19 protein-coding genes are annotated in these 22,111 nt (G+C 47.9%); 8 read left to right on the forward strand and 11 right to left on the reverse strand.

Annotation, left to right across the window (positions count from 1 at the left end; genetic code table 11):
* The first annotated feature begins 28 nt into the window (after positions 1 to 28).
* From ACW6QF_RS14385 to ACW6QF_RS14400, 4 genes are all read left to right on the forward strand, one after another.
* Positions 29 to 877, forward strand: a complete 849-nt coding sequence (locus ACW6QF_RS14385; RefSeq protein ID WP_456088325.1) for a hypothetical protein — start codon at positions 29 to 31, stop codon at positions 875 to 877.
* Positions 878 to 879: 2 nt separating this feature from the next.
* Positions 880 to 1,320 (forward strand): hypothetical protein, encoded by a 441-nt coding sequence (locus ACW6QF_RS14390; protein WP_456088326.1) that lies wholly within the window; start codon positions 880 to 882, stop codon positions 1,318 to 1,320.
* 148 nt (positions 1,321 to 1,468) lie between these two features.
* On the forward strand, positions 1,469 to 2,218 hold the full coding sequence (rlmB, locus tag ACW6QF_RS14395; protein ID WP_456088327.1) for a 23S rRNA (guanosine(2251)-2'-O)-methyltransferase RlmB: 750 nt from the start codon (positions 1,469 to 1,471) through the stop codon (positions 2,216 to 2,218).
* 21 nt (positions 2,219 to 2,239) lie between these two features.
* Entirely contained in the window at positions 2,240 to 2,620 is a 381-nt protein-coding gene (locus tag ACW6QF_RS14400) for a RidA family protein (RefSeq protein ID WP_005638101.1), read from the forward strand.
* 94 nt (positions 2,621 to 2,714) lie between these two features.
* On the opposite strand, the gene ACW6QF_RS14405 is transcribed toward ACW6QF_RS14400, so the two are convergent.
* Complete coding sequence (locus tag ACW6QF_RS14405) at positions 2,715 to 4,529, reverse strand: YgiQ family radical SAM protein (protein WP_456088328.1); 1,815 nt, start codon at positions 4,527 to 4,529, stop codon at positions 2,715 to 2,717.
* Positions 4,530 to 4,735: 206 nt separating this feature from the next.
* Here ACW6QF_RS14405 and ACW6QF_RS14410 point away from each other — a divergent pair, with 206 nt between their 5' ends.
* Positions 4,736 to 5,737, forward strand: a complete 1,002-nt coding sequence (locus ACW6QF_RS14410) for a malate dehydrogenase (protein ID WP_456088329.1) — start codon at positions 4,736 to 4,738, stop codon at positions 5,735 to 5,737.
* Between the two features lie 104 nt (positions 5,738 to 5,841).
* Here ACW6QF_RS14410 and ACW6QF_RS14415 read toward each other — a convergent pair whose 3' ends face one another.
* Genes ACW6QF_RS14415 through ispE form a run of 4 tightly spaced genes read right to left on the reverse strand, consistent with a single transcriptional unit; the run spans position 5,842 to position 10,382 of the window.
* Positions 5,842 to 6,474, reverse strand: coding sequence for a chloramphenicol acetyltransferase (locus ACW6QF_RS14415; RefSeq protein WP_456088330.1), 633 nt, complete (start codon positions 6,472 to 6,474; stop codon positions 5,842 to 5,844).
* A gap of 11 nt (positions 6,475 to 6,485) precedes the next feature.
* Positions 6,486 to 8,978: a prolyl oligopeptidase family serine peptidase gene (locus tag ACW6QF_RS14420; protein ID WP_456088331.1), complete on the reverse strand. Its 2,493-nt coding sequence runs from the start codon at positions 8,976 to 8,978 to the stop codon at positions 6,486 to 6,488.
* Between the two features lie 13 nt (positions 8,979 to 8,991).
* Positions 8,992 to 9,576, reverse strand: coding sequence for a class I SAM-dependent DNA methyltransferase (locus ACW6QF_RS14425; protein WP_298552439.1), 585 nt, complete (start codon positions 9,574 to 9,576; stop codon positions 8,992 to 8,994).
* A complete protein-coding gene (gene ispE / locus ACW6QF_RS14430) occupies positions 9,573 to 10,382 on the reverse strand; it encodes a 4-(cytidine 5'-diphospho)-2-C-methyl-D-erythritol kinase (protein ID WP_456088332.1) in 810 nt (269 codons plus the stop codon). The genes ACW6QF_RS14425 and ispE overlap by 4 nt, the downstream gene beginning before the upstream one ends.
* A gap of 412 nt (positions 10,383 to 10,794) precedes the next feature.
* Between ispE and ACW6QF_RS14435 the strand changes: the two genes are divergently transcribed.
* Both ACW6QF_RS14435 and ACW6QF_RS14440 read left to right on the forward strand, forming a co-directional pair.
* A complete protein-coding gene (locus ACW6QF_RS14435) occupies positions 10,795 to 11,565 on the forward strand; it encodes a DUF4469 domain-containing protein (RefSeq protein ID WP_308548890.1) in 771 nt (256 codons plus the stop codon).
* Between the two features lie 119 nt (positions 11,566 to 11,684).
* Positions 11,685 to 15,068, forward strand: a complete 3,384-nt coding sequence (locus tag ACW6QF_RS14440; protein WP_456088333.1) for an InlB B-repeat-containing protein — start codon at positions 11,685 to 11,687, stop codon at positions 15,066 to 15,068.
* A gap of 60 nt (positions 15,069 to 15,128) precedes the next feature.
* Here ACW6QF_RS14440 and ACW6QF_RS14445 read toward each other — a convergent pair whose 3' ends face one another.
* From ACW6QF_RS14445 to ACW6QF_RS14455, 3 genes are all read right to left on the reverse strand, one after another.
* Positions 15,129 to 16,571, reverse strand: a complete 1,443-nt coding sequence (locus ACW6QF_RS14445; protein WP_298552449.1) for an MFS transporter — start codon at positions 16,569 to 16,571, stop codon at positions 15,129 to 15,131.
* 21 nt (positions 16,572 to 16,592) lie between these two features.
* A complete protein-coding gene (locus ACW6QF_RS14450; protein WP_298552451.1) occupies positions 16,593 to 17,900 on the reverse strand; it encodes a bifunctional folylpolyglutamate synthase/dihydrofolate synthase in 1,308 nt (435 codons plus the stop codon).
* A 143-nt stretch (positions 17,901 to 18,043) separates the two neighbouring features.
* On the reverse strand, positions 18,044 to 18,289 hold the full coding sequence (locus tag ACW6QF_RS14455; RefSeq protein WP_456088334.1) for an RNA recognition motif domain-containing protein: 246 nt from the start codon (positions 18,287 to 18,289) through the stop codon (positions 18,044 to 18,046).
* 300 nt (positions 18,290 to 18,589) lie between these two features.
* On the opposite strand from ACW6QF_RS14455, the gene ACW6QF_RS14460 reads away from it, so the two are divergent.
* On the forward strand, positions 18,590 to 18,847 hold the full coding sequence (locus ACW6QF_RS14460) for a TIGR03905 family TSCPD domain-containing protein (protein ID WP_298552456.1): 258 nt from the start codon (positions 18,590 to 18,592) through the stop codon (positions 18,845 to 18,847).
* Here the strand turns inward: ACW6QF_RS14460 and ACW6QF_RS14465 are convergent.
* The 3 genes from ACW6QF_RS14465 to ACW6QF_RS14475 are packed head-to-tail and all read right to left on the reverse strand — an operon-like array spanning position 18,837 to position 21,982.
* Positions 18,837 to 19,520, reverse strand: coding sequence for a response regulator transcription factor (locus ACW6QF_RS14465; RefSeq protein WP_456088335.1), 684 nt, complete (start codon positions 19,518 to 19,520; stop codon positions 18,837 to 18,839). The two genes, ACW6QF_RS14460 and ACW6QF_RS14465, sit on opposite strands and share 11 nt — an antisense overlap.
* A 5-nt stretch (positions 19,521 to 19,525) precedes the next feature.
* A complete protein-coding gene (locus ACW6QF_RS14470; RefSeq protein WP_456088336.1) occupies positions 19,526 to 20,965 on the reverse strand; it encodes a sensor histidine kinase in 1,440 nt (479 codons plus the stop codon).
* A 36-nt stretch (positions 20,966 to 21,001) separates the two neighbouring features.
* Positions 21,002 to 21,982: an Rpn family recombination-promoting nuclease/putative transposase gene (locus ACW6QF_RS14475; protein ID WP_456088337.1), complete on the reverse strand. Its 981-nt coding sequence runs from the start codon at positions 21,980 to 21,982 to the stop codon at positions 21,002 to 21,004.
* Positions 21,983 to 22,111 lie beyond the last annotated feature (129 nt).

The raw sequence follows: 22,111 nt of genomic DNA on the forward strand, positions 1-22,111 counted from the left end.
TATAATTGCTAATTTAAAATTGAGTGACATGAAGAGATTGAGTATTATATTAATGGCGGTCCTTTTTTGCAGCTTGCAGGGCCATGCGCAATTTTGGATCAGTTTCGGATGGAATGAACCCCATTGCCAGAACTGCCTCTGGATGGAACAGGCAATCCGCATGACGAACCGTCAGGCTGCCGAGTATCATAAGATCATTCATCGATACGGGGAAAAGATCGAGCGTGAAGCACGCAAGCATTATCGCTATTGGGACCAGTCCGCCCAGAAGATCTATAAGTTGCGTATGGAGCGGGACAGGAAATTGCAACGTCTCCTTTCACCTTCGCAGTTCCGCTTATATGTGCGTTTCGTCCGTGAGACACCGACGCGCATCCACGACTGGAGAGGTTGGTATAACAACCCGCATTATCCGGACTACCGTCCGTCCAGCGCCTGCCATCGTTATGAAGATCATTACTGGCATTGCCGGTGGGAATATACGAACAATAGATGGTTCGACCGCTTCGACGACGGCAAATGGTATCCCGGTAAGTACGATCGTCCCGGCCATGATAACGGGCAATGGAGACCGGACAAGTATGATCGTCCGCAACCGAATCATAACAATGACCGTCCGCACCATGACAATGGACAGTGGAGACCGGACAAATACGATCGTCCTAACCATCCGGGAAGCCGTCCCGGTTCCGATAATCATAAGGTTAAACCGAATAGAGATAAGCGTGATAAGGACAAATATGACAAGAAACGTCCGGATCGGGATAAAAACAGACATTACGATAAGGACAGAAAAGAGGACAAGCGCTCCGACAAGGATCGCACAAATAGCCGCCAGCGTACGAGCAACAGGCGGGGCATAGAGAAAAGTATCTGACAATGGGATTTAGAGTAAACCGACGCACCCTGCTTCTGATTGCCGGGTGCGTTTGGATAATAGCAGGCATCAATATCTTAAGGATCGGCATCGTCACGTGGTTGAACGATGCCCATTACTGGCTGTTCAAAGTCGGAGAGGCCATTGTCGTTTTCCTGCTTTTCTTCCAGTTTGTCTTTCGCCGTTTGTTTGTTAAACATTCCGAGCGGATCTCACAGAAAGGGGAAAGGAACTGTCCTTTTTCATTTTTCGACGTGAAAGGCTGGATCGTGATGATCTTTATGATTACTTTCGGCGTTACGATCCGTCATTTCCAATTGCTACCCAACTCCTTTATTTCGGTATTTTATACCGGACTTTCGTCTGCCTTGATTATTACCGGCATCTTATTCCTGATCCGGGCTTATTCTTCGTCCTACCATAAGCCGAAAAGCGATAGCTAAGATAAAGCTGGCCATATAACATATGTTTGTTTGTTTTGAATGCCACCCGAAGGTATATAATAAAAGCGTAAATCTTCGTATCTTTGTCCACATAAAGTCGGGAATAAACGAATAGCCCGGTGGTAAAAAACGGAAAAGAGATAGAATAATGAAAGAAAACGAAATGGTGTTCGGCATCCGTGCCGTGATCGAGGCAATCCAGGCCGGTAAGGAAATTGATAAAATATTGGTAAAACGTGAACTGCAGGGAGACCTGTCTCGTGAACTGTTCGAAGTTCTGAAAGGACGCGACATTCCTGTACAGCGTGTGCCTGCCGAACGTCTCGACCGTTTGACGCGCAAGAATCATCAGGGAGTAATAGCCTTTATCCCGGCTATCACGTACGAGCGGCTGGAAAATATTATTCCGTTTGTATATGAGCAGGGAAAGAATCCTTTTATCGTGTTGTTGGATGGAGTTACGGATGTCCGTAACTTTGGTGCGATTGCCCGTACCTGCGAATGTGCCGGCGTGGATGCGATCGTGATTCCTTCAAGGGGAAGCGTGACGGTGAATGCCGATGCGATCAAGACCTCGGCAGGTGCGCTCCATGTATTGCCGGTCTGCAAGGAGAAAAGTATTACGGAGGCTATCCGTTTTTTACAGGCGTCCGGAGTAAAAGTCTATGCAGCCAGTGAAAAAGCCTTTGAGAATTATACGGCTATCAAATATGACGGACCTGTGGCTATCGTAATGGGAGCCGAAGATACGGGAGTTTCGATGGATAATCTTCGTATCTGCGACAGCATGGTGAAGATCCCGCAGTTCGGTACGATCGGTTCGCTGAACGTATCGGTCGCCTCTTCCATCCTGATCTATGAAGTGGTTCGCCAGCGGATGAATGAACAAGCACAATAACGTTATAAAAATAAAGAAACAATGAAGAAAGTTATCGCAACAAAAAACGCACCGGCCGCTATCGGGCCGTACAGCCAGGCTGTGCAAGTAGGAAATATGCTGTTTGCTTCCGGCCAGTTGGGGCTTGACCCCGCAACAGGCAATTTCGCGGAAGGCGGAGTGAAAGAACAGACCGTACAGGCATTCAAGAATGTACATGCAATTCTGGAAGAAGCAGGTCTCAGCATCAACGATGTCGTAAAGACAACCGTATTCCTGGCTGATATGAGTGATTTCGCTGCTATGAACGAAGTATATGCTTCCCAGTTTGAAGGAACTTTCCCGGCCCGTTCAGCCGTTGCTGTCAAGACATTGCCGAAGAACGGTCTGGTGGAGATTGAAGTGATTGCCGTAAAGGAATAGTTGTATTTAGGGAAAAGTCAAGACGCGGATAGGACGGCCGTTCTATCCGTGTCATTTGCGTACCCGGCTCTTTATGTGTATATCGCTTGGCAACTTACTTTCCAAACAACTTTCCTATTAAATCCTTTTTCCCGATTCGTTGCAATGCTTGTGTGATCTGGCGGCGGAACTCCGGTTTATACCAGAAAAAGAACTGACGCTGTGCCAGTTTTTGTTCTTTCGTACGGGCCGTATATACCTTTTCCAATGTATAGGGATGATAGCCCGTGTAGTACATCTCCGTTGCCAGCGTCATGGGGGTGGGGGTGAAATCCTGTACCTGTTCGAGTTGGAAATGCAACTTCTTGGTCTGGATAGCCAAGTTTGCCATATCCGCCTCGGTGCAACCGGGATGGCTGGATATGAAATAAGGGATTAATTGCTGGTTCAATCCGTGTTGTTTGTTTACACGATCGAATATCTTTTTGAATTGTCCGAAAAGCTCGAATGAAGGTTTGCGCATCATCTTCAGGACATTGTCTTCCGTATGTTCGGGTGCGACTTTGAGACGGCCGGAGACATGGCGGGCTATCAGTTCCTCCATATAGGTATGGGCGGCCTTGTTCAGATTGTCGTCCGCATACCGGTGCAAGAGCAGGTCATAGCGGACACCGCTACCGATAAACGAACGTTTGATTTCCGGCATGCTGTCCACTTCTTTGTATATATCTAACAGCGGCGTATGATCCGCGTTCAGATTCTTGCAGACGACAGGGGAGATGCAAGACGGTTTCTTGCACTGGGCACAGATATCCGGATTCTTCCCTTTCATCCGGTACATATTGGCCGAAGGGCCGCCGAGGTCGCTCAGATATCCTTTGAAGTCCGGCATTTGGGTAATCTCTTTCACTTCTTTCAGTATCGATTCTTTACTTCGTGAGGCGATAAACTTTCCCTGATGCGCCGAGATGGTGCAGAAGGCGCATCCTCCGAAACATCCCCGGTGGATATTTACAGAAAACTTGATCATCTCGAAAGCCGGTATCGTCTTCCCTTTGTACTTGGGATGGGGCAGGCGGGTGTAGGGCAGGTCGAACGACGCATCTATCTCTTCTTCCGTCATAGGCGGGAAAGGAGGATTGACGACTATTATCTGCTTGCCTGCCTTTTGCAGGATACGGGAAGCCTGCTGTTTGTTGGATTCTTCCTCTATGTGTTTGAAGTTCTTGGCCTGTTTCAGCTTGTCGCGCAGGCATTCTTCATGGGAAAAGAGGTGGACATCGTTTGGTAGCGGCTCTACCGTGTCCGCCAGATAGGCCGTTTGCCGTATATCTTTGATCTCATGGAAGGGAATACCCGCCTGCAACCGGTTGACCAGTTCTTTCAGGGGAAGTTCCCCCATGCCGTATATCAACAAATCTGCCGGGCTGTCTTTCAGGATTCCGGGGAGCAGCTTGTCCTGCCAGTAATCGTAATGAGTGACCCGGCGCAGGGATGCCTCTATACCTCCCAGTACGACAGGGATATCCGGATAGATTTCCTTTAATATCTTTGTGTAAACGATACTCGGATAATCGGGGCGCATGCCGGCACGGCGGTCCGGTGTATAAGCATCATCGCTGCGCAAGCGTTTGTTGGCCGTATAGTGGTTGATCATCGAATCCATCGCTCCGGCAGAGACACCGAAGAAGAGGCGTGGCGCTCCCAGTTTCTTAAAATCGCGATAATCCCCACGCCAGTCCGGTTGCGGAACGATTGCTACGCGCAATCCCATCGCTTCGAGTGTCCGCCCGATGACGGCAGCCCCGAATGAAGGATGGTCCACATAGGCATCTCCGCTGAAAAGTATCACATCTATATAGTCCCATCCGCGGGCTTCAACTTCTTTCTTGGTAGTAGGCAGCCATGCCTCCGGTCTGAATGTTCTCATGCCTGCAAAGATACGAATTATATTCAGTCTGTCATGATAGGCCCAAGTTATAACTTTTGCTTATGGGTGATAGGAATTAATGATGTACAAGGGGTATGGAAATCTTTTACCTTTGCAAACAAAAGGAAAAATAAGGTTTGCAAGCGAACTTTATAGTTGCCGGGAATGTTTCAGTAAAAGACATATCATTAAAAAAACAATACAATATGAAAACATTGACAGACGAAAAGCTCACGATCGTAGGGGCAGCAGGTATGATTGGTTCAAACATGGCTCAGACAGCCATCATGATGGGACTTACTTCTAATATTTGTTTGTATGACCCGTACGCTCCGGGGTTGGAAGGAGTGGCCGAAGAATTGTTCCATTGCGGCTTCGAAGGCGTTAATATCACGTTTACTTCCGATATCAAAGAAGCCCTGACAGGTGCCAAATATATCGTAAACTCAGGTGGGGCAGCCCGTAAGGCAGGCATGACCCGTGAAGACTTGCTGAAAGGAAATGCCGCCATCGCCGAAGAATTCGGTAAGAACGTAAAGGCTTATTGTCCGGATGTCAAGCATATCGTAGTTATTTTCAATCCGGCTGACATCACAGGTTTGATCACATTGTTGTATTCAGGTTTGAAACCTTCGCAGGTGACGACTTTGGCAGCTCTGGATTCTACCCGTCTGCGTAGCGAACTGGCTAAACATTTCGGTGTCTCTATGGATGTTGTCGAGAATTGCCGTACATACGGCGGTCATGGCGAACAGATGGCTGTTTACGCTTCTACTGCGAAAGTGGATGGCAAGCCGTTGGCCGGTATGATCGGCACGGATGCCTTGACCAAGGAACAGTGGGCTGAAATCCAGACGAAGGTGACAAAAGGGGGAGCCAACATCATTGCTTTGCGCGGCCGTTCTTCTTTCCAGAGCCCGTCTTATGTCTCTATCGAGATGATTGCTGCCGCGATGGGTGGTAAACCGTTCCGCTGGCCGGCTGGCGCTTATGTATCCAACGGCAAGTTCGACCACATCATGATGGCTTGGGAAACTTCCATTACGAAAGACGGTGTAGCTTTGAAAGAGGTGAAAGGCACTCCGGAAGAAGAAGCTGCTTTGGAAAAGAGCTACAAGCATCTCTGTGCATTGCGCGACGAAGTGATTGCAATGGGTGTTTTGCCTCCGATCTCCGAGTGGCACGCATTGAATCCGAATATTAAATGAAGGGATAGGTAAAAAGATTTAGGTTATCAGGTTATAGATATTTATTAAAAGAGTATGCCGAAAGGATTTTCCATTCCTTCTTTGGCATACTCTTTTTTTATTGGTTACAGTGCAGTTTGATTATCCGATAATTTCCGGATAAGTTCAGCAACGTTTCGTCCGTCCATAAGCCCATGATGTGCACAGACCGAAATGGGCAACAAGTATTTGCCATCCTCCTGCATCAATTTACCTGTGGAAATGCGGGGTGCGGAGTCTCCGTTCTTGAAAGAGGTCGCATGTTTCATTTCCGAGAAAGCGAACCAGGGTAATGCCGAATAGCGGATAACATCCGGTCTGCCGGTATCTTCCGAAAATGACAATCCTGACCCATTTTTAACCCTTTCCATTTCCTGTATCGCGTTTCGAATAAACAGATCGATATTCATATCGTATTCAAAGAAGCCGAAACCGAAAGTCCCGTCTTCACGCCCGATGGTCGGAGAGATATGGATCGTATCATAACGGACTACCGAGTCTTTTTCTATTCGTAATTTGAATGCATCGATTTCGTTTACACACTTCAATAAGAAATGAAGGGAATAAAGGAAAAAAGAGACATTCTGTTCTTTACTTTGTTTGTAGACATCGGTGAAATCCACAAGAGTTGTAACCCCGAAAAAAGGGTCGTCGAATGCAGAAAAGAAAGCGAAATGCTCTTTTCTGTTCCAATTGTCTAAATCGATAACTTGCTTCATCTGGTCCTTTTTTATAAATGTCTTTCTGGATAAAGCGCATCCCACCATTGCGGTTCGTCTTTCAGGTATTTGGCGAACCAGGCGAAGATGGTATTCTGCCATTCGAGACGTTTCTTGTAATCCGCAACGCCATGATCCTCACCGTCTACCTGTACGAACTCGACTGTTTTTCCAAGTAGTTTCAAGGCCAGGAACATCTGGATGCTTTCCCCGACGGGCACGTTCGTATCTGCATTCCCGTGAAGCAGCAGGAGAGGGGTTTTGATCTTGTCGGCATTGAACAACGGACTGTGCTTGGTATAGAACTCCGGATTATTCCACGGGTAAGTGCCCGTATTGGCAACCGAGCAATATCCATATCCCCAATATCCTTCTCCCCAATAACTGCTCAGGGCGCTGATACCCGCATGGCTGACAGCGGCAGCAAACAGGTCGGTCTTTGTTTGCAGATATTGTGTCATGAAACCGCCGTAGCTGGCGCCGGCACAACCGATTTTCTTCGGGTTGACGAACGGATGTTCTTTGCAGAACAGTTCTGTTCCCTGGATGATTTCATCGGCAGTCTTGTCTCCCCAGGCGTTTACGTGACGGGCGGCGAACTCTTGTCCGAAGCCGGTCGTGCCGCTTGGGTTCAACGTGTAGACCACATAGCCGAGGGCTGCATACATATGCATGGAGTAACTGAATTCCAGCGCACGGTTAGTGGGAGAGGTTCCGCCATAGTAGTAGACGATCATCGGATATTTCCGGGATGCGTCGAAGTTGGGCGGGAGATAATAGCGGCCCTGAATGACAGTCCCGTCGGTAGAGGTGAAATTCCAGTCGCGCACTTCTCCGAATTGGATGTTTTTCAGTTTGTCGGCCGACAAGTCGTAGATCAGTTGCGTCTTCTTGCTCATGGTGTTGTAGCTGTACAGGCGGTTGGCGTTGGATACGCTCTGTCCGTAGTAATACATGACCGGAGCGGCTTCGGCCAGCGAATAATTGTAAATGACGTCTTCCGGCAGGTCGAGGCGGCGGATTTTCCCGTTGGCCGGATTGCAGGTATAGACACGCTGGTAATCCTGATCTTCCGTCAACATATAGATCTGTCCGTCGAATTTGTTCCATTGTGCACTTGTGACGTTCGGATTGAAGTCTTTGGTAAGCGCTTTCGCTTTCCGCGTTGCCGGATCGTACAGGAAAAGCTGCCCGTCGTAGGTGTTGGATATCTGTCCCTCTTTGATGTTCAGGCCGATATTGTCGAAGGCATTGCCGGAACCGAACACCATCAACTGCTTGCCGTCCGGTGAGAAGGTCGCCCCATTGATGTATTTGGCCCTTTCCCATAAGGTGTCGACCGCCATGCTCTGCAAATCCAACTTATACATGGAATTGCTGGAGTGGGGCAGTGAAGTGTAATCCTGCTCACTGGTGCTGAACAGCAGGTAACGGCTGTCGGCACTGACATCATTAATAAAGGTATTGTTATGTCCGTATGTCAGCTGCTCGTACAGGCCGGTTTGAAGGTCGTAACGCCAGATGAAGTAACGGTTGCGGAATCCCGGCAGGCGATCGTTCGGTTCCAGGATACGAAGCATATCCGGCCCGTCTTTAGGCCCCTCTTCCCGGATGGTGTAGAGCAATGTCTTTTCATCCGGAGTGAAGCTGAAACTGCCTTCCGGCAGGTTTTCCGCCAGGACTTCCTCCTGCATGGTGGCCGGATCAACGGTTACCAGCTCTTTCCCATTCATTCCGGTACGGGTGAAATACATCTTGCTGCTCGTCGGCATCCAGTCGGCAGTCAGGATAAACCCTTTATCCTGCAATAAAACCCGTCCGGTCGCCGCATCCCGCAATTGGGCGTATTGTTCGCTTTTCCCACCTTCCAGGCGTGTGTAATATTTTACCAGTACATATTTCCCGTCAGGTGAAACGCTCGTTCCCCGGAATTGCGTTCCTTCCAGGATATCGCGTGATGTATATCGCTTTTCCGGATCGAGAGAAGCTATGACTTGTGCTTCCTCTTCGCTCTTGAACTTGGCTGCCAGCGTGGACGGACAGGTATCGGTGTCGGCTGTCAGATATTTGATTACCACTTCATAGCGGTGCGGTTCCAAGGTCAATTCGGAAGTGGCGCCGATCGGTTTATTGTTGACGAACACTTCGAATGTCCCCGGTCCGGAGATTTCCAGCGAGCCTTTCGTGTAGCGGTCGCTGTTCAGGTAGAACGAATAGAGATGCAAGGCATATCCTTTTTCGGGCGTCGGGACGGTAATCAGTCCGGCGGTGTCCGCATCGACCACGCCCGCGTTGCTTAGGGCACGGTCGAACGGGATGGTCGATTTGACCAGGTTTTTCGCTTCGAAAGGTTTGCCATTGACGTTCAGGCTGTCTGCCAGGATCGGTTTGTTGACCGTTATCGGCCCGGCATGAAGGTACTGCATCACTTTAACGTCTTCCGCCGCTTGTGTGGCGAAAGCCGAAAAGAGGAGTAACGGGATAAGTTTAATCTTTTGATTCATGTATCGTATATATTTAGAATGTCTGTTTGCGGGTGGCGCTGATCATATACAGCCGGTCACTGTCTTCCATCGTGTTGACAGTGAAGAAAGGGGATAACATGCGTGCCAACTCTTCCACGGGAGGCAATCCTTCCGAGAGTTTTCCGGCATGTTTGTCATGATGCCCGTTAATCTTGTCGCGGCTTTCGCTGTGGCAGATCACCAGTTCGCCGCCAGCCGGCAGCAGTCCGGCTAAATGGGAGATCAGTTTCTCCGGTTCCTGGAAATGGGGGAAAACACTGTAAGCAATGATATAGTCGAAAGATTCTCCCCGTATGTCCCGTACGTCCTGGCAACGGAAGTCGACGATTGGTGTCGCGTATTTGCCTCGTGCCTTTTCGATCATCCCCGGAGAGATATCCACTCCCACGATTTGCAGGGGAGAATGGGGCAGGAGATAACTTTCCAATACGCCTGTCCCGCATCCTATGTCCAGTATGCGGAGCCCTTTCCGCAAGCCGGTTCGTTGCAGGATGTCGTTCAGCTTTTCCGGATCATGGTAGCAAAGCTCGTCCCACCGGTCGGCAAGGGTGTCGAAGAAGTCCGCTACCTTGTTCATGGCAGTTGTCCCTCCCAGACAAAACAATCGGCAAACAAGCCTTTGAGGTCTGTCGCCTCTTTGAACAGTCCGAACACGGAAGAGCCCGATCCGGACATGGATGCATAGACGGCTCCTTTTTCATACAGCGTTTCTTTAATCCCGGCAATGACCGGATGTTTCGGGAAGACGCTTTTCTCGAAATCGTTTACCATCCGTTCTTTCCATTCTCCGACAGGTCTCCTGATGATTTCCTTCAAAGAGGTTCGCGGAGCAGCGGGTGTCACCATCGAATAGGCCTCCGGTGTCGAGACGGCGACATCCGGCTTGACAAGACAGAGATGATATCCCGTCAGCGACAATTCCACCGTTTCGAAGATATTTCCTGTGCCGGATGCGAATACCGGCGTATTGCGGATAAAGAACGGGCAGTCCGCCCCGATGGAAGAAGCAAGCTCTTCCAAGCCGTCTTCCGGGATGTGAAGCCCGCAATAGTCGTTCAGCAACTTCAGCATAAAAGCGGCATCGGCCGAGCCTCCGCCAAGTCCGGCCCCGAAAGGAATGGCTTTCAGCAGATGGACTTCCAGTTCCGGAATTTCATACCGTGACTTCAGCAGGTTCAACGCTTTGACAACCAAATTCTTTTCAATTGGGGCATCTACCGGTATTCCCGTCTGTGTGAAAGAGAATGTATCGGCTCCGACTATTTCCAGCGCATCTTTCACCGGGATCGGATAGAAGATAGTTTCGATATTATGATAGCCATCGGGACGTTTGCTCACGACATTCAGCCCCAGGTTTATTTTGGCATTAGGAAAACAGATCATACGTTTCTTTTTTAATGATTGGCAAATGTAAGTATTAATACAAACTTTTCCATACAAATCAAGTGGTAACTGTGGCAAATTATGGCTGGTGGAATGTGAATCTGACAAGTTTGCAGAAGAGGGGAATACTGACTTAGTTCGTTATGAACTATGGTTATACTGCTCACAAAGATAGTAAATATCCTGTAAGTGCTTATAAATAGTTGTTATTTATCAGGTGTTTTCTGTGTTTATTTTGCCTGTGGACGGATTAAATTATACTTAGAATCTCCGGTTAGGGTATAAACAAGGGTGACTAACCGTTGGTATTTTATCGTCTTTCCCTTTATTGTAGCCGATTTCAAGAGACATATCAGGCCTTGATTTTTAGTAATCGACTTAGTCCATAACGGACTAATTAAATTAAAATATCATGGCAAACGAACCTAAAAAGCGCAGTATTACAGGCAAATTGGTAGCCAACGTACTGACCGAACGTGAGGACGACTTCACATGTAATGTAACCTATGTCGCAAACCGCTCTATCAAAGACCTTTGCCGGATAAGAGCGGCCAAAGGAAGCAAGTACACTGCCGCCGAGTATGAGAGCATGTACAACGATCTTGAAGAAACGGCGAAAGAAGAGATGTACTCAGGTTCTACCGTAGAATTTGGCTTTACGAACAACTCTCTTGGAGTCGACGGGCCGTTTATCGGACCGGGAGCCGCTTTCGATCCTGCAAAGAACAATGTATCCATCCGCAGCACCACCCGCTCTGTTTTCCGTGAAGATCTGAAGAGTATAAATGTAATCATTTCAGGTGTCGAGGAAAATCTACCCACGATCACCACCGTTACCGATGTCGTGACCGAAAAGGTCAACTCGCAACTCACCCCGTCAGGCAATCTCAACGGCGAAGGCAAGCGTGTCAAAGTGGTCGGTTCGGAAGGATCGACCGTCGGTTTCTTTTTTATCAATGCCGATACGGAAGAAGAAACTGCCGTTCCGAAAACTTCTGTTTCCCGTAACGATCCGTCGTTCTTCTCCTTTACGATTCCGCAACTGGCGAAAGGCTACTACTATCTCGAAATCGCGACCCAATATGGAGGCAACAGTAAAACCGTCCTTAAAGAGGTGCGCCGTAACCGCTTCCCCTATAAGCTGAGGGTAGGCGAGGATGAGGAAAGACCGGGCGAACTCTGATGCTCCCTTTTTTTACGACCATCGTAATAGGGTTGTTACGATCTCCGTAAAGCCTTTGTTACGGTAGCCGTAATAAAACAAGTGCGACATATCTATAAACTACATAATAATTATTGCATATGAAAAAGAGATACTTAAAGAACATGACAGCTCGTGTGACGGCACTGATGCTGTCTTTTTTATGTCTGGCTGGAAGCCAGGCCGTAGTGGCGCAAAGCCTTAGTATGGGAGGAGGAGCGTCTTCGATCGGTAGCAGCCTTTCGGGAAATATCGATTCTAATAAAAACAAGTTCCATTCACCTATGACAAAAAGTGGGGAAACTGTCGATATAACAGTAAACGGAATAAGTTATACGGATTGGGATTCTGCCCTCACAGCAATCAACCAATCGGCAGAAACAAATTTCGATATCGTTTTAAATGCAGATCTGACAGTGGGAGAAATGCCGGCAAAAGCATGCGTATTTAGTAGCAGTGATCCTGCCGATCCAAAAACTTTTCACTTTTATAATAGTAATAATACGGGTAATGAATATCGAATGTCAATGCAAGGAGCTGTTGCCTTCAAGAATATCAAGTTGAATATATTTCAAATAGTAGCAAATGGGCATACGCTTACGTTTGATGAAGGGACAGATTGCAGTGCTTCCGGATACACTAATAATGGACAAAATTCATATACGGGAATATGTAATGTCTGGGGAGGTGGTAATACCGAGAATGTTGAGAATACGAACATCATCATCAAAAGCGGCCAGTTCGGATGGGTATATGGCGGTAGCGGTTCTACCGGAGCTGTCACCGGAACCGCTAAAATAACGATGAGTGGCGGAACGATTAACGGAAGTATTTTCGGCGGAGGTTATAATGGCTCATGTGGCAATACGGAAGTCGTTATGTCCGGAGGTACTACCTGCTGGATTTATGGAGGGGGTGAAATAGGGGATGTGACCGGCACTTCCAAACTGACTATTTCCAACACGGCTGTCGTTACCGAAAATATATTTGGAGGTAGTGATTCCGGCACTTGTGGAAATACGGAAGTAAATGTTTCCGGTGGAACTTTTGCATATGGCATATATGGAGGCGGTTTTATCGGGCAGGTAACAGGGCTTTCTAAAGTGATCGTGACCGGAGGTGATTTTTCCGGTACGATTTACGGAGGGGGATTTGGGAAAAAATGTGGGCAAGGCGATAGCAGGGATGCGAATCTCGGCAAAGTCGGAAGTACGGAAGTACATGTGTCCGGATTGACGAATGGAGAAGTTTCGGTTTATGGAGGAGGCTTGTATGCGGATGTGACAGGGAATACCCAAGTTACGATAAATACAGGAAAATACCATTCGATATATGGTAGCGGGCATGTGGAAAGCCCTTATAATCCGTCCCATATCGGAGGTGATGTGACTGTTACGTTCAATGATGGAGAAACACGGACCTTAGGGGCGGTAAATGATCAAATTGCAGGTGCTTCGGACGGCGTTGTTGCAGGAAGTATGAATATCGTCATAAAAGGAGGTACGGTCACGACTGGCCTTCAGTCTGGGAATTTGGTTTATGCTCTGGGGAATGTCTACGAAAGTTGTACGTTGATGTTTGATGGAGTAGGGAACGAAAGCGCTCCATATGTAACTCCTATGATTGAGGGTTTTACAGATATCGTCCTCAACAATTCGGTTGTCAGTTTTAAAGAACCTCAAACCACAGGAAGCGGAATATTTCTTTTACATGGCTTTAGTCTTGATCCTGCACATCCGGTAAACATAAGCGGGAATGGCAAATTGATCGGGACCGGAATCCTGCTTCACATAATCGGGAAAGATTTCTCGACTAACACACCGTTGGTAGTTGCAAGCAACCTTCCCAAAACCACTACATTCGCCAAATATGTAAAACTGGAAGCCGGCAGTGCCGTTACTTCCCCCGTCTACAAAGCCGGAAACACCTATCGCGTGAAAAAGGATAGCGAAACCCTTTATACGGTAAAGATCACGGAACCGGACCGGAAATTCGGAACTTTGTCTGTCGTATGGGATAAGTTTAAAGAGCAAGATGTCGAGTTGGAAGATGGCGACCAAGCTCCGGCAAATACCCAGTTGACTGTTACCGTCACCCCGGCGGATGCAGGTATTGCCGCTATCCTTAAAAACAATGGTCAAACGATAACGAGCGGTGAGAAACTGACCTTGTCCGCCGATGCCGATATAACGGTGGAAACAGAAATCCAACCGTTGGATTTGTCCCAGCGAAGCGATGATGTCACGATCTCGAAGGATGGCGATGCTTGGAAATATACGGAAGCCGCCATTACAAGAACCGCTACGGCAGCAGTCTCTTTCAACGGTACAATCAAGAACACCCTTGCCGATGGCAAACGCATGTTGATCGATAACACCGCACAAGGTGTTTTGATCTTCGAGAGCGCAAAGATCAACTCGACATCGACCGCGGCTCCGGCATTGACAATCGAGAACGGAGCGAACGTTTCCTTTAGCGGAAGCTTGGAAGTAAAGACAGGCAATGCCGACCAATACGGTATCCTGAATAACGGTAACCTGACCATTACAGGTACATCGACAACGATCACATCGACCAATACGGATGGAAGCAGCGATAAAGGAATCCAAGTCGGCAATGGTGCGGTCATTGTGTCTGAAACAGGTACTACTCTTACTACTTCCGGTCTGAGCAATGAAGGAACTGTTGTCGTGAAAGAGGGTGCTGAGGCCAAGACCGAAGGAGGACAGGATTTGCAAAAGACTTATCTGGTTATGATCGCCGATCCGGGTAACGGCCATACCTTTACGGTAAAAGCCGGAGATATCGAAATCAAGTCTAACGACAAGGTAGCCGATAAGACGATATTGACAGTCCAGGCAATCCCGGCAAATGGCTATCGGTTGGAAACGATCACTGCCACTCCCAAAGACGGGCAGGCTGTGACATTGGCAAACAACGGAACCTATGTGATGCCTGAAAATGAAGTGACCTTCAAGGCTACCTTCAAAAGCACGTATGTCCCGCCTGTCCCGACTTACTATACTGTTACCCTCCCCGAAGTGGAAGGTGTCACCACCAATCCGAAAGCTGGTATGCGGACCGTCGAGGAAGGCTATTCGTTCAGCTTTACCCTGACGCTTCATGAAGGCTACGAAAGTTCCCGGCCGGTAGTAAAAGCTAACGGCATAGTAGTAGAACCTCGTGAAAGCGATGGCAAATACATCATTCGGAATATAGAGGAAGATACGGAAATAACGATCGAAGGCATCATAAAAGACGATCCGACGGGCAATGCGACGATTGAAGGAGAGATAAAGGTCCAGGCTATCGGTTCTACCCTGCATATCTATCTCCCGAAAGCGGAAACCGTCAGTGTCTATACGCTTTCCGGACTTCTTTACGGGCAACAGGATTTATCCGCAGGAAGTACGCAGATGCAATTGGGCAGAGGCATGTATCTTGTGAAGATCGGAGAGAAGACATATAAGATCGTAATCCGGTAACAAAAAAAGGAAGGTGTTCCCAAGCACCTTCCTTTTAATCTTTTTGGCATGGATCTCTTTTTATCTCTGCCCTTCTCCGATCATCTCTTCTGCCAGTACTTTGTCGGCGTCTTTCTGGATGTTCGGGAGTTCCAGGCCGTAACCTTTGATGCGGTCTTCACGTTTCAGCAACAGTGAAATGACAAGTGCCAAAACACCGAAGCAGGTGAAGATCAACATCGGGATCGTATAGTCGTAGGTCGGTTTGCCGTTGATCTCTCCGGTAATGCAATATTGATCCAAAACGATGCCGATCATATACGGAACCCCCATCAGCCCCCAGTTTTGTACCCAGAATATCAGAGCGTAGGCAGTCCCTAATTTGTTTTCCGGAATGATCTTCGGAACGGAAGGCCACATGGCGGACGGAACCAGCGAGAAGGCGATACCCAACAGCAGGATCAGGCCCAGGGCGATCAACCAGTTGTTCAGCATCGGGATGGAGAATGTGAGGTGGATGAATATCAGCATGATGGAGCCGATAATCATGATGGTGGCTCCCTTTCCCTTACGGTCGTACAAGTTCCCGAAGAACGGAGTTAAAAGGATGTTGCCGAACGGCAACAAGGCCGGAATGACACCGGACCATTCCGGATCGATCCCGAACTTATTGATCATCAGGTTCGGAGCGTATTTCAGGAAGGGGAAGACAGCCGAATAGAACAGGACGCAGAGGAGCGCCATATACCAGAAGCCTTTTAACGTGATGATATCCAGGATATCGCCGAAACGGAACGGCTCTTCCGCTTCTTCTTCTCCGGTAGCGTCGGCTGCATCTTCCGCATCACGTTTCTTATCCATGATTACGAATACGATGAAGGATAATAAACCGATGCAAAGCAGGATCAGACCGATGAAGATCGGCATGCTGATGGAGTTGCCGAACGCGCGGCTCAACAAAGGCGTAACGCCGATCGCCAACCCCGTACCGATACGGGCACAAGCCATTTCCAGCCCCATTGCCAAGGCCATCTCTTTGCCTTTGAACCATTTTACGATGATCTTCGAAACGGTGATACCGGCAATCTCGATGCCGACGCCGAACAAAGCATATCCTAATGAAGCCACTACCAATGGATATCCGTATTCCGAACCGAAAACGGTGACGGTTGCACCGTCGAAGTTGTGTGATATACCGAACCATTTAATAAATACGCCGATCAGCATGATGCTGGTCGCCATCAAACCGGTGAAACGTACGCCCATCTTGTCCAGGATCATACCTCCGAAGATCAGCATCAGGAAGAATACGTTGAACCAACCGTAGGCGCTGGTGAATTTGCCGTATTCATTGGCTGTCCATCCCAGTCCGCCTCCTTCGACGGGGGTTTGTAGTAAGTCTTGTAGCGGAGCCATCATGTCTGTGATGAAGTACCCGCAGAGCATTGTGAATGCGACGAGCGCCAGTACGGACCATCGTGCCGTCTTCGATTCGCTCAGTTTTCTCTGAATTTGTTCTGTCATGATATTTGTTTTTGAATTATGTTATTTGTTTTCTTTCAAGAATAAGGGCAAGGCATCCGCCACGATGAAAGTGCTTCCGCCGATAAAGATGAGGTCGTCCTGTCCGGCTTGCGCCAATGCTTTTTCCACGGCTTCCGGCACGGAATCGCAGATCGTGCCCGGCAAACCGTGCCGTGCCGCTTTTTCTGCAAACTTTTCCGCAGGCATTGCCCGTTGCACGGATGCTTGGGTGAAGAAATAGAACGCCTTTTCAGGCATCAGCTCCAATACGCCGTCGATATCTTTGTCGTTGACCATGCCGACGACCATGAAGAGCCGTTTGTGACGTTTCAACTCTCCTGTCAGGTGGAAGCCTAAATATTGCCAGGCGCCTGTGTTGTGCCCCGTGTCGCAAATCACGGTCGGTTGCTTTTGTAACGTTTGCCAACGGCCCATCAAGCCGGTCAGTTCGACTACGTGCTCGAAACCTTCACGGACGGCTTGGCGCGTGATCATCGTGCCATTCTCCTTCAAAATACGGAGAGCCGTCAATACGGTGGCTGCGTTTTTCCCTTGTACGGCGCCACCCAGTTCACCGAAGAGCTGCCCGTAGTCGGTACTGTCGTAATACCATTCGTTTGATTCATCCAAATAGGCGTCACGAAGCACTTTTTCAAATTGCGGCAAAAACAATTTAGATCCGATATCCTGGGCCTTTCTAAGGAAGATGGGCAGGAGGCCCGCCTGGTCGATTTCGCCGATTACGGCCGGGACCCCTTTCTTGATGATGCCCGCTTTCTCGACGGCTATCTTCTCGACCGTGTCTCCTAAGAACTGTGTATGGTCCAAACTGATGTTCGTGATGATGCTTAGGATGGGAGTGATGATATTGGTGCTGTCCAGGCGGCCGCCCATGCCCACTTCGATAACGGCATAATCCACCTTCTCGGCACGGAAATAGTCGAAAGCCATGCTGGAAGTCAGTTCGAAGAAGGAAGGATCGAGAGTTTCGAAGAAGGAACGGTGGCGTTCTACGAAATCCATGACATATTCCTTCGGTATCTTTTGTCCGTTTACCCGTATCCGTTCGCGGAAGTCGATCAGGTGCGGGGAGGTGTAAAGCCCGACCTTATATCCCGACTGGCGCAGGATGGCGGCCAGCAGGTGACTGACGGAGCCTTTGCCGTTTGTACCGGCTACGTGTATCGTTTTGTAGGCTTTATGCGGATTGCCTAAATGGTCGTCCAGTGCGATACTGGTTCCTAATCCGGGTTTGTAGGCTGAAGGTCCGGCATTCTGAAAAACAGGAATACTGGTATATAGATAGTGTAGCGTCTCTTCGTATGTCATGCTGTTGTTATTTATATTTCGCAAAGTTAGGTACAAATCTTTTAGGAAAAAAGGAATTGGTTAAAATGATAGGTGGAATAAACAAGAAAAGGATACCCCAAACCGGATATCCTTTTCAATTTAGCTTTTATAATTCTGTGGAATTAATTTCTTGGGATTGCTTTTTTTACAACCATCTGACGGCCTTCGTACGTAGCTCCGTTCAAATCTCTGATTGCATTTTGTGCTTCGGAATCTTCCGGCATTTCGACAAACGCAAAGCCTTTGGATCTTCTTGTGTCGCGGTCTATGATCAGTTTAACTGAATCAACTGTTCCGAACTCTTCCATTACATCTCTCAAATCCGATTCCTTAACGTTATAGCTAAGGTTACCAATATACATGTTCATAAATATAAAAATAAAAAAATTAATAATTCAACAATCGAATTTAAGGAAGTTATTTATCAGAGATGAAAATGCTCAATATATAATTGAGAAGATACATGTGAAAAATCAAATCGATATAATCTCTCATTGTTTGTTGATACAAAGGAAAGCATTCTTTTCGGATAAAGCGCCCTACTTCCCGATATATCTTGAATAATTTGTTTCTTTTGTGAAATTAGACCAATACTTAAGGATTGGCGGTTGTCTTAAATTATTCTATCTTTGTGGCCCGTTACAGAATTTATATAGAAGCAGAAAAGGATGAATAGACAACGTGTTACTTATACTCCGACCGGCGGGGTATGTTCTAAAATGATGATTGTCGACTCGGAAGACAACGTGATTAAAAATGTACAGATCATTGGCGGTTGCCAGGGAAATACACAAGGTTTGTCCAGGCTGCTGGTCGGAATGGAGGTCGGCGATGCGATCCGGCGGCTCGAAGGCATCGATTGCCGTGAGCGCGGGACCTCGTGCCCGGACCAGTTGGCACAGGCATTGAAGCAGATCAGTCGATGATCAGCTTATAACCGATCCCGCGTACGTTCAGTATTTTGATCGATTCGTCTTTCGACAGTTTATGCCTCAACTTGGTTATGAATACGTGCAGGCTGCGGGCATTGAAGAACGAATCGTCTCCCCAAAGTTCCAACAGGACGTCTTTCATGGGCAGCACATGGTCTTTGTTTTCGCATAAGCGCTTCAGTATTTCGGATTCGCGGTTGCTTAGCAATTGCTTTTCTCCGTAGTACTGAAGCGTTTGCGTGATGGAGTCGAATGTATATTGTCCGAGCGTGAAGTTGCTGCTTTCTTCTTTACGGACGCTTATTTTGTTCAATAATGCTTTGATACGGATGATAAGTTCCGCCATCCCGAACGGTTTTTTCAGGTAATCGTTGCCTCCCAGTTCGAAACCTTCGACCACGTCGTTGGCTGCTGAACGGGCGGAAAGGAAAAGGACCGGTATCTGCCGATCCGTTTTCCGGATGTGCCGGACCATCGTGAAGCCGTCTATTTTCGGCATCATGATGTCTGTGACGATGATATCCGGCTTTGTCTCTCTATATCGTGACAATCCTTCTTCTCCGTTTGCGGCGAGAATCACTTCAAATTCTTCACCGTCCAGAGTGTCTTTTATAATCATGGCGAGCGTCGGCTCGTCTTCAACCAATAATACTCTGATCTTATCCATTGTCGTCAATTCTTAAAATGAAGGGTGAATGTGGAACCTTTTCCCGGCTGGCTCTTGACGGTAACATTTCCGCCGTGCTTGGACATCATATCGTGTACATAATATAACCCAAGCCCGAACCCTTTTACGTCATGCAAGTTGCCGTTGGGGACGCGGTAGAATTTGTCAAAAATCCTTTTCAGGTTAGCCTCGCTGATGCCGATTCCTTCGTCTGTAACTGAAAGAACAGTTTCTTTGGGCGATACGGCACCTCTGATTGTGATTCGGCAGGGCTTCTCGCCAGAATATTTGATTGCATTCCCGATCAGATTGCTGAGCATATTGTACAGATGGGTCCGGTCGGCTGTTACCACTAATTTAGCCGGTATCTCTGTCGTCAGGTCGATGGGTCTGTCCGTCTTCAGTTTGAATTGCTCGATAAGCGGAATGAGCAGTTCCGGTACCGGTATCGGTTCGGGCCGTAGGCGGAAAGTATTCCTGTTTTCGACAGAAAGGGTCAATATTTGTTCGACAAGTCCGGATAGGTGGTTGAGTTGTTCCCGTACGATACTCAAATATTTCTTTTGCTTCTCGTTAGTGGTGTCACTGTAATTCAGCAGCACGTCATTGGCGGCATAGGCTACCGATATCGGTGTTTTCAGTTCATGCGTCATGTTGTTGGTGAAGTCTGTTTTCAGTTCCTCTATCGTTTTCTGCCGGAGGATGGTATAAAGGAGGTAGATGAAGGCTATCAGAATAATAACGATAAGCAGGAATGAAGAAGTCAGGATGCCTGCCATTTGACGGAATACGATCCGGTCGGGGGATGGTAGTTTCAGGCTGTAATAATACTGTTCCGGCTCGATCGTGTGGGTAAAACAGACCGCATTCTTCCAGGGTTGTTTTTTATATAGCGAATCACCGCCGGCGTAAATGACGGAGTCGGTTGCTCCCTGCCGGATCACTTGCAGGACGAACGGTGCTGCAATTCCTCTTTCCTGCAATTCCATTTGCAGCAAGTTCTTATATTGCGCGTAATCAATAGGCAGTAGTGAGTCTATTTTCTGGTGCATCATGATCTGGACGCCTCTTTCCATTGTACTGATCATCTGCAGGTATTCTTTAAGGGTCTCGGCTGCTGCTATATATTGGACTGTAGTGGCAGGGGAAGGCGATAGAGTTTGATCCTGGCTGAGGGAATCCTTTTTGTCTTCCCAATCCGTATCCCGGCTGATTGAAATCCTGGGTGAGATTTCTTCATGATAATTATTTTGGCTAAGCGAATCCAGGCGTAGGAATAATTCCATATAATCGGCCATCCGCATGGATTCTTCTATCTTCTCCCACGTGCTTTTCTTATTTGAAACATACAAACCTTTTAGCCAGTAACCCTGCGATATCAGTAACCCGGCAAGAGAAAGGCAGATGAGTGCCGCTATTATCTTAAATCGGAGACGTGTCTTCATCCCAGTCATATTATTATCTGATTGGCTCATTATTCCTTATAAAGACCGGATTGTTTCTTCGCTTAAGCCGGTGCATTTCGCTATGGTAGCAATATCTACGCCCGTATCTTTCATCTTAAAAGCGACTTGGCGCATACCTTCGGCAAGGCCTTCCGCTTTCCCCTCGGCTTTTCCTTTCGCTTCTCCTTCGGCAAGACCTTCAGCCTTACCTTCGGCGAGGCCCTCTATTCTCCCTTCCCATTTGGCCGTGTCGATCACGTCGTTTTGGATCATGATGGCATCGAGATGCCGGTCGTAGATAAGACGTTCCTGGGGCGACATGGAGTAGTATTTTAACTTCTCGCGGGCTTCCTTCAGGCCGGGAGCCGTCGTGTCGGGGCGGATCGTGCCGTCTTTCAGGTATTCGATCCATTCGTCCAAAGGGGTAAGAGCCGCTTTGTCGAACTCGTTCACGCGGATCAGGATGTATTCGGGGAAGATTTCAGCAGGAAGGTGCGGGACGAGGACATCACGCTCGCGCACGTTTACACGCAGCTGGTCGCCCGTATGCACGCCGATGAAATGGTTCTGGCCGTGATAGAAATAGTCCGCTCCGATGCCGATGTCGAAATAAAGGATGCTGATGGAGTAGACTTTCTTGATTTTCTGGTAGCCTTCACCAAGAGAAATATGTTCGGTGATCGTTTTGGCCACGCCGTAGAGGATGCGCTCCAAGTAATGCAGTTCGCGTGTGTTCTGGATCTCGACGAGGATGATCTCGCCCTTGCTGTTGAGGGCTTTGATATCGACGCGGTTGAACTTGTCGTCGGCGCTTTCCTGATTGCCCTCGCTTTCGAGGATTTCGACGATCTTGATCTCTTCGTTCAGCATGACGGTCAGGAAGCCGTCGAGCACATCGAAGTTGGCTTTCTGGCGCAACAAGCGCTTGATGGCCCAATCAAAACGGATATATCTGTCCTGCAACTCTTTTCTTTCCATCTCTTCCATGATTTTCAGATCTGACTCTTCTTTTTTCATAGTTACTGTTGATTTTAATTGTTACGTAATTCGCAAATATACGCATTATTTATGAACAGGAGGGCGGATTGGGTAAAATGTTTTCTAAAATCTAATAACCGGAATATGCAATGATAGTAGAAAATATGA

It is taken from the genome of Parabacteroides sp., assembly GCF_977054455.1.

Excerpts from the sequence above, each read along its gene's own strand:
- ACW6QF_RS14385 (WP_456088325.1), top strand. The coding sequence starts at position 29 with ATGAAGAGATTGAGTATTATATTAATGGCGGTCCTTTTTTGCAGCTTG.
- ACW6QF_RS14390 (WP_456088326.1), top strand. The coding sequence starts at position 880 with ATGGGATTTAGAGTAAACCGACGCACCCTGCTTCTGATTGCCGGGTGC.
- rlmB (WP_456088327.1), top strand. The coding sequence starts at position 1,469 with ATGAAAGAAAACGAAATGGTGTTCGGCATCCGTGCCGTGATCGAGGCA.
- ACW6QF_RS14400 (WP_005638101.1), top strand. The coding sequence starts at position 2,240 with ATGAAGAAAGTTATCGCAACAAAAAACGCACCGGCCGCTATCGGGCCG.
- ACW6QF_RS14405 (WP_456088328.1), bottom strand. The coding sequence starts at position 4,529 with ATGAGAACATTCAGACCGGAGGCATGGCTGCCTACTACCAAGAAAGAA.
- ACW6QF_RS14410 (WP_456088329.1), top strand. The coding sequence starts at position 4,736 with ATGAAAACATTGACAGACGAAAAGCTCACGATCGTAGGGGCAGCAGGT.
- ACW6QF_RS14415 (WP_456088330.1), bottom strand. The coding sequence starts at position 6,474 with ATGAAGCAAGTTATCGATTTAGACAATTGGAACAGAAAAGAGCATTTC.
- ACW6QF_RS14420 (WP_456088331.1), bottom strand. The coding sequence starts at position 8,978 with ATGAATCAAAAGATTAAACTTATCCCGTTACTCCTCTTTTCGGCTTTC.
- ACW6QF_RS14425 (WP_298552439.1), bottom strand. The coding sequence starts at position 9,576 with ATGAACAAGGTAGCGGACTTCTTCGACACCCTTGCCGACCGGTGGGAC.
- ispE (WP_456088332.1), bottom strand. The coding sequence starts at position 10,382 with ATGATCTGTTTTCCTAATGCCAAAATAAACCTGGGGCTGAATGTCGTG.
- ACW6QF_RS14435 (WP_308548890.1), top strand. The coding sequence starts at position 10,795 with ATGGCAAACGAACCTAAAAAGCGCAGTATTACAGGCAAATTGGTAGCC.
- ACW6QF_RS14440 (WP_456088333.1), top strand. The coding sequence starts at position 11,685 with ATGAAAAAGAGATACTTAAAGAACATGACAGCTCGTGTGACGGCACTG.
- ACW6QF_RS14445 (WP_298552449.1), bottom strand. The coding sequence starts at position 16,571 with ATGACAGAACAAATTCAGAGAAAACTGAGCGAATCGAAGACGGCACGA.
- ACW6QF_RS14450 (WP_298552451.1), bottom strand. The coding sequence starts at position 17,900 with ATGACATACGAAGAGACGCTACACTATCTATATACCAGTATTCCTGTT.
- ACW6QF_RS14455 (WP_456088334.1), bottom strand. The coding sequence starts at position 18,289 with ATGAACATGTATATTGGTAACCTTAGCTATAACGTTAAGGAATCGGAT.
- ACW6QF_RS14460 (WP_298552456.1), top strand. The coding sequence starts at position 18,590 with ATGAATAGACAACGTGTTACTTATACTCCGACCGGCGGGGTATGTTCT.
- ACW6QF_RS14465 (WP_456088335.1), bottom strand. The coding sequence starts at position 19,520 with ATGGATAAGATCAGAGTATTATTGGTTGAAGACGAGCCGACGCTCGCC.
- ACW6QF_RS14470 (WP_456088336.1), bottom strand. The coding sequence starts at position 20,965 with ATGAAGACACGTCTCCGATTTAAGATAATAGCGGCACTCATCTGCCTT.
- ACW6QF_RS14475 (WP_456088337.1), bottom strand. The coding sequence starts at position 21,982 with ATGAAAAAAGAAGAGTCAGATCTGAAAATCATGGAAGAGATGGAAAGA.